General features: G+C 69.8%; 5 protein-coding genes and 2 tRNA genes. 5 read left to right on the forward strand and 2 right to left on the reverse strand.

The window, feature by feature from the left end; genetic code table 11:
- Both DMB66_RS56170 and DMB66_RS56175 read left to right on the forward strand, forming a co-directional pair.
- Positions 1-1162 (forward strand): RHS repeat-associated core domain-containing protein (locus DMB66_RS56170; protein ID WP_305028062.1); only part of this gene is annotated, 1162 nt, incomplete at its 5' end.
- A gap of 10 nt (positions 1163-1172) precedes the next feature.
- Complete coding sequence (locus DMB66_RS56175; RefSeq protein WP_125812199.1) at positions 1173-1502, forward strand: hypothetical protein; 330 nt, start codon at positions 1173-1175, stop codon at positions 1500-1502.
- Positions 1503-1645: 143 nt separating this feature from the next.
- Here DMB66_RS56175 and DMB66_RS56180 read toward each other — a convergent pair whose 3' ends face one another.
- Entirely contained in the window at positions 1646-3892 is a 2247-nt protein-coding gene (locus tag DMB66_RS56180) for a WD40 repeat domain-containing serine/threonine-protein kinase (protein WP_158647693.1), read from the reverse strand.
- Between the two features lie 124 nt (positions 3893-4016).
- A tRNA-Gly gene (locus tag DMB66_RS56185) sits at positions 4017-4087 on the reverse strand.
- 142 nt (positions 4088-4229) lie between these two features.
- Here DMB66_RS56185 and DMB66_RS56190 point away from each other — a divergent pair.
- The 3 genes from DMB66_RS56190 to DMB66_RS56200 all read left to right on the forward strand — a co-directional run.
- Positions 4230-4303 (forward strand) — tRNA-Pro (locus DMB66_RS56190).
- Positions 4304-4342: 39 nt separating this feature from the next.
- Positions 4343-5692 (forward strand): trigger factor, encoded by a 1350-nt coding sequence (gene tig, locus DMB66_RS56195; RefSeq protein WP_125812201.1) that lies wholly within the window; start codon positions 4343-4345, stop codon positions 5690-5692.
- A 204-nt stretch (positions 5693-5896) separates the two neighbouring features.
- A partial coding sequence (locus DMB66_RS56200; protein WP_199753226.1) for an ATP-dependent Clp protease proteolytic subunit occupies positions 5897-6229 on the forward strand: 333 nt, incomplete at its 3' end.

Genomic DNA, 6229 nt, shown 5'->3' on the forward strand with positions numbered 1-6229 from the left:
CGACGTCCGCTCCAACCGCAGGCAGCAGGAACTCTCCGGGCCCGGAACGGACGGCGTCTGCAGCACGGACGGTGCCACGCTGACCGAGCACTCGTACGACTCGGCCGACCGGCTCACCGATGCCGGCTACAGCTACGACGCGTTCGGGCGGACCACTGCCGTACCGGGCGGGCTGACCAATACCTACTACGCGAACGACCTGGTACAGCGCCAGGAACTGGGCGACGCCCGGCAGACCTGGACGCTCGACCCGGCGTACCGGTTCCGCGGTTTCAGCACCGAGACGGAGGTCGACGGCGCCTGGATCGGGTCCACCTCGAAGCTGAACCACTACGGTGACGACACCGATGAGGTCCGGTGGGTCGTCGAGGACACCGCGGGCCAGGCCTTCACCCGCAACGTCGCCGGTCCGGACAGCGACCTGGCGGCGACGACGACGTCGACCGGTGAGGTCCAGCTCCAGCTCACCAACCTGCACGGCGACGTCGCCGTGACGATCAACTCGGCGCTCAGCGAGCCGGAGCTGTACGACTACGACGAGTTCGGCGTGCCGGTAGCGGCGCAGGCCACCCAGCGTTACGGCTGGCTCGGCGGCAAGCAGCGCTCCGCCGAAGCGATGGGCGGCGTCATCCTCATGGGCGTCCGGCTCTACTCACCCAGCCTGGGCCGGTTCCTCCAGGTGGACCCGGTGGTCGGCGGAAGCTGCAACGCCTACGAGTACACCTGCGCGGACCCCGTCAACAAGCAGGACCTCGACGGAAAGTTCATCGGGCTCATCCTGCGGGGCGCCGCCTGGGCCGCTTCCAAGGCCTGTCGCGCCGGCCGCAATTGGTGCGCCCGAGCCGGCAAGTACGTCGGACGTCAGGTCTGGCGGGGTGTCAGGTGGGGCGGCCGGCAGATCTGGCGCGGGGCCACGAAGGCATACGGCTGGGCCGGCCGGCGGATGTGGTCGAGCAACAAGTGGGGTGTTCGCAGCCGCTTCTTCGGCAACAAGGGAGCAGGAAAGGGTGTCCAGGCGGGGCGCTTCAACCAGCCGGGGAAGAGCGGATGGCGCATAGGCTGGAGCGTCAAGAAGTACAAACAGGGACACTATGGCTGGGTGTTCCGGGTCCGTACCGGATCCGGCCGCAAGTGGGACCTGCTCAACGGACCAAGGACCTGAGGTGGGAGCAGTGGATCCTGTCGAGCGCACGCTCAGGGAGGGCACGGCGGGCGTCGCCGGACCGGCCGACCCGACCTGGCACCTCGTCGAGGACGGCGTCTCCACGCTGGACGTCACGTTCGGCCCGGAGGGCCCGGACGGATTCGGCGTGGCGTGGAGCTCTCACGAGGTCATCGTGAGTTTCGGTCAGGACTCGCGAATCGAGTTAGGTCCCGGGGACGAGGACATCGCCCTGCTGAGCGACATCGTGGCCGCTCTCATCGGCGGCCGGGTGCTCCGCCGGGGCCGGGCTGCTGCCGTCATCCTGCCTGACGGCAGCACGATCGGCGACCGAGTCTGAGGGGCCCCGCAGCCCGGACTCGCGCCGGATCAGTGGCTGCGCTGAGGTGAGCGGGCCGCAGGATGTCGACCTGGACGCCGCTTGTCCCGGGTGCCGCGCAAGCTCGCCGTGCTGAACGGCCGGGTGGGGTTCGGGCCGTCGCGCTAGGTCAAGGTGAAGACGTCGATGCCCCGCGCGCCCTGCGGAACCAGGAACACGGAGCCGTCGTCGCCGACGTCGCCGGCCTCGACGCCGATGCCCCGGCCGGTGGTCTCGTGGGGCGCCAGCTCGCCGAGCAGGGTCCAGTCGCCGCTGCGGAAGACGTACGCCCGCTGCCGGCCGTGGCTGACCGCGAGGAGATACCTGCCGTTGCCGGACCATCGCAGGTCGCTGATCTCGCCGTCGGGCCCGCGCAGTGTCGCCACGCGGCGCCGGGTCTCCGGATCCCATATCTCCACGCCGAAGTCGGAGATGCCGACCGCCACCAGGGCACCGTTCGGGCTGACGGCGAGGAGATCCGCGTCGCCGTTGTCCGAGGTGCGGCCGATGCCATACACCAGGGCTCCGTCGGAGAGCCGGCGCACCTCGAAGAGCGGACTCTCGTCCGGGCCTGTGGTCCAACTGACCACGAACCGGTCACCGTCCGGCGGGATGCTCAAGGCTCGTATGGGTCGCTTGATGGCCAAGGAGCTATCCGGCACGGGCTTGTACCGGAACAGCGAGCGAGGCACGACGTCGCGACCCACGGCGCCGTTCATCGATACCAGCACCAGGGCACCCTCAGTGAGCTGGGCGACCACGTCTGATCCGGTCCACACCGGCGGAGGGCTGCCGCGGACCGCTCCGGGTGGCAGGCGTGCCACGACCGCCGAACCGCTGTCGACATTGAAGCGATGGAGCCGGTTCTTGAGGTTGCCGGACTTCCCGATCACGGCCACGGCGGTGCCGGTCGGGTCCCAGTGCACGTCCGCATCGTGGAGATCGCAGCCGTCGGTCAGGGCGGGGGCGAACGTGCGTTCCAGCGCGCCGTCCCGACCGAAGATCTCGAGTCCCTGGTCGGCGCTCGTCACGGCGTACCGGGTCCCCGCCTGGTTCCAGACCGCGGCGCAGATGGGCCGGCCGGCCAGCCGGGTCTGACTGTAGACGTAGGTGGATGGGTTAGAGGAGGGTGGGTGAGACGCCGCAGTGGTCGGTGACGACGGCCGGCGGGCATGCCATTCGCTGGCGGCGAACGCCACGGCGGAGATCAACAGCGCCAGTACGGCGACCGCGGCGAGCCCCGGCCACCGTCCCCGGCCCGTCGGCGGGGGCATCGGCGCGGAGCCGGGGCCGGGCGTCAGGACAGGCAAGGCGGCCGAGGCCGCCGGGAGGACAGGCGCAGCACGCAGGGCGGTGCCGGCCGCCGCCGGCTCAGTGGTGCCCGGGGCGCCTCCGCCGTGCGAGGTCTGATACTCCGTCGGCGCGGCGACGGTGGCCGGCGGGGCGGCGGCGGTCTGTGGCAGATCGTCGTGAGCCGGCCGCGGCCGCCTGACCCGGACGGGGCGCCGGCCGGGCCGGCGCTGCCCCGGCGCGGATCCGGGTGCGCGGGCCGGTTCGGCCACGGCGCCCAGGAGCTCGCGGGCCTGCTCAGCGGAGAGGCGGCGGGCCGGGTCCTTGTCCAACAGGCCCTTGATCACCGGCCACAGCGTCCCGGCATGGGCCGGCGGGGTCGGCGCGGTGGTCAGGATGGCGGCGAAGGTGGCCAGGGTGCTGTCTCGCTGGAACGGCGAGCGACCGGTGACCGCGGTGTAGAGGGTGACGCCGAGGGACCAGAGATCGGCGGCCGGGGTCGCGGCCTGGCCGTCGATCCGCTCCGGCGCCAGGTATGCCGGCGATCCGACCATCAGCCCGGCGGCGGTGAGAGCGGTGGCGTCGTCGATGGCGGCGATGCCGAAGTCGGTGAGCACGACCTGGTCGGCGCCGAGCAGGATGTTGGCCGGCTTGACGTCGCGGTGGGTGATGCCCGCGCGGTGGGCGGCGTGCAGCGCGTCGAGGACCCGAAGCCCGATTCGCGCGGTCTGCCCCGCCGGCAGCAGCCCGTGGTCGTCGATGGCCTGCGCCACCGAGGGCCCGTCGACCAGCTCCATGACGATCCAGGGCCGATCGTCGTCGAAGACCACGTCGTACACGGTGATGATGCTGGGATGGCGAAGCCGGGCGGCGGCCTGGGCCTCCCGCAGCGCGCGCTGAATGTGCGGATCCGGCGGGCCGGCCGGTTCGGCGTGGGCGGCGGCGTGCCGGATCTCCTTGACGGCCACGTCGCGACCGAGCAGGACGTCGTGCGCCTGCCAGACCACGCCCATCCCGCCCCGCCCCAAGGGCCGCGCCAGGCGGTAGCGACCGGCGACCACCCGCTCCGCGCCCTCGGTCATATCCGGAAACTTACCGGCTAGCGGCCCGAGCGCTGAGTTAGTGTTCCGCAAGATCATCCAGGGGCGGGGAACGACGAGAGCCCAGGTCGAGGAAACCACCTCTGACCTGGGCCTTCGTGCTCTGAGCGGGCGACGAGAATCGAACTCGCGTAGTCAGTTTGGAAGACTGAAGCTCTACCATTGAGCTACGCCCGCGTTGCGCCGCACTCACGGTGCCGCGCGTGCCCACAATACTGAATGCCGCCGCCGCATGCGAACCCGATATCCCCCGCGTGGCGCACCTGGGTGACGCCGCGGCACACGACACGCAGCGGACCGCATACACTTGCCGTCGCCACGGGGTGTGGCGCAGCTTGGTAGCGCACTCGCTTTGGGAGCGAGGGGCCGTGGGTTCAAATCCCGCCACCCCGACTTCACCAACATCGAAGAGATCCATCAAGGAGTACGCCTGTGAAGAGCACCGTCGAGACTTTGAGTCCGACTCGGGTGCGGCTCGCCATCGAGGTGCCGTTCGACGAGCTGAAGCCCAGCCTGCTGAAGGCGTACCGCGAAATCGGTTCTCAGGTCCAGATCCCCGGCTTCCGCCGGGGCAAGATCCCCGCTGCGGTCATCGACCAGCGCGTCGGCCGGGGCACGGTCCTCAACGAGGCCGTGCAGGAGGCCATTCCGCAGCAGATCCTCGCCGCGGTTCGCGAGCATGATGTCAAGACGCTCGGCCGCCCCGAGGTGGAGATCACCGAGTTCGCCGACAACGAGCCGCTGAAGTTCACGGCCGAGGTCGACGTCCGGCCGGAGATCACGATCCCCGAGCTGTCCGGCATCTCCGTCACCGTTCCGGCCGTGGAGATCGGTGACAGCGAGATCGATGAGCAGATCAAGGGCCTGCGGGAGCGTTTCGCCACCCTCAAGACCGTGGATCGCCCGGCCGAGGAGGGCGACTACGTCCAGCTCGACCTCCGGGCGACCGTCGACGGCGAGGAGGTGGCCGGCGGCTCCGCGAGCAACATCTCGCACGAGGTCGGCAGCAAGCAGCTGCTGCCGGGTCTCGACGAGGTCCTGGTCGGCCTGGTCGCCGGCGCCGACGCGACGTTCACCACCCAGCTCGTGGGCGGCGACTTCGCCGGCCGTGACGCCGAGGTGGCCGTGACCGTCAAGTCGGTCAAGGACAAGCAGCTCCCCGAGATCGACGATGAGTTCGCCCAGCTGGCGAGCGAGTTCGACACCCTGGAGGAGCTCAAGGGCGACCTGCGCGAGCGGCTCGGCAAGGTCAAGAAGGTCGAGCAGATCTACGCGGCTCGCGACGAGGCGCTCAAGCAGCTCGTCGAGGCCGCCGAGATCCCGGCCCCCGAGGGCATCGTCAAGGATGAGGTCGAGGGCCGCAAGCAGGCCATGACCGACCAGCTCGAGCGCATCGGCGCCACCCTCGAGGACTACCTGACCTCCGAGGAGAAGACCGAGGAGCAGATCGACACCGAGCTGACCGAGGCGGCCACCGAGGGCGTCCGGATCCAGCTGCTGCTCGACACCATCGCGGACGCCGAGGACATCCAGGTCTCCGACGACGAGTTCGGGCACGAGATCGTGCACCGCGCCCAGCGCGCCCAGATGCAGCCGCAGCAGTACTACGACCAGCTCGTCCAGTCGGGTGCGGCCGCGGCCGTCTTCGGCGACGTGCGCCGCGGCAAGGCCCTGGCCAACGTCATGGAGCAGGTCACGATGACGGACAGTGACGGCAACACGCTCTCTCTCGAAGACCTCCGCGAGGCCTCCGAGGACGAGCACGCCGGGCACAATCACTGAGCTGATATCACGGGTCGGCCGCCGCGCGTCACTTACGGTGCGCGGCGGCCGCTCTTTTTCCGGGTACGGCGGGAGCTGATGCGCTGTCAGCGAACACCTGCCCGAGCGGGAAGCTGATGCGCATGCGACCGGTTAGGTTGGTCGTACGACGGACAACCTGCCGGCCGGATCCTCGGCCGACACAGTCAGCTGTGAAGGGCTGCCATGACCGATCTGCACATCCCTGGGAGTCCCACCCTGCGTGGTGGTGACTCCATCAGTGGCAACCTCGACGACTCGGTCTACAACCGCCTGCTGCGGGAGCGGATCATCTTCCTCGGCAGCGAAGTGACCGACCAGGTTGCCAATCGCATCTGCGCGCAGTTGCTCCTGCTCTCCGCGGAAGACCCGGACCGCGACATCAACCTGTGGATCAACTCGCCGGGTGGTTCCGTCTACTCCGGCATGGCGATCTACGACACGATGCAGTTCATCGACAACGACGTCTCCACCGTGGCCATGGGCATGGCCGCGTCGATGGGGCAGTTGCTGCTCTGC

The sequence above is a fragment of the Actinoplanes sp. ATCC 53533 genome (assembly GCF_003947245.1).

Bases quoted from the DNA above. Each gene is read 5' to 3' on its own strand.
- DMB66_RS56180 (WP_158647693.1), bottom strand. From the start codon at position 3,892: ATGACCGAGGGCGCGGAGCGGGTGGTCGCCGGTCGCTACCGCCTGGCG.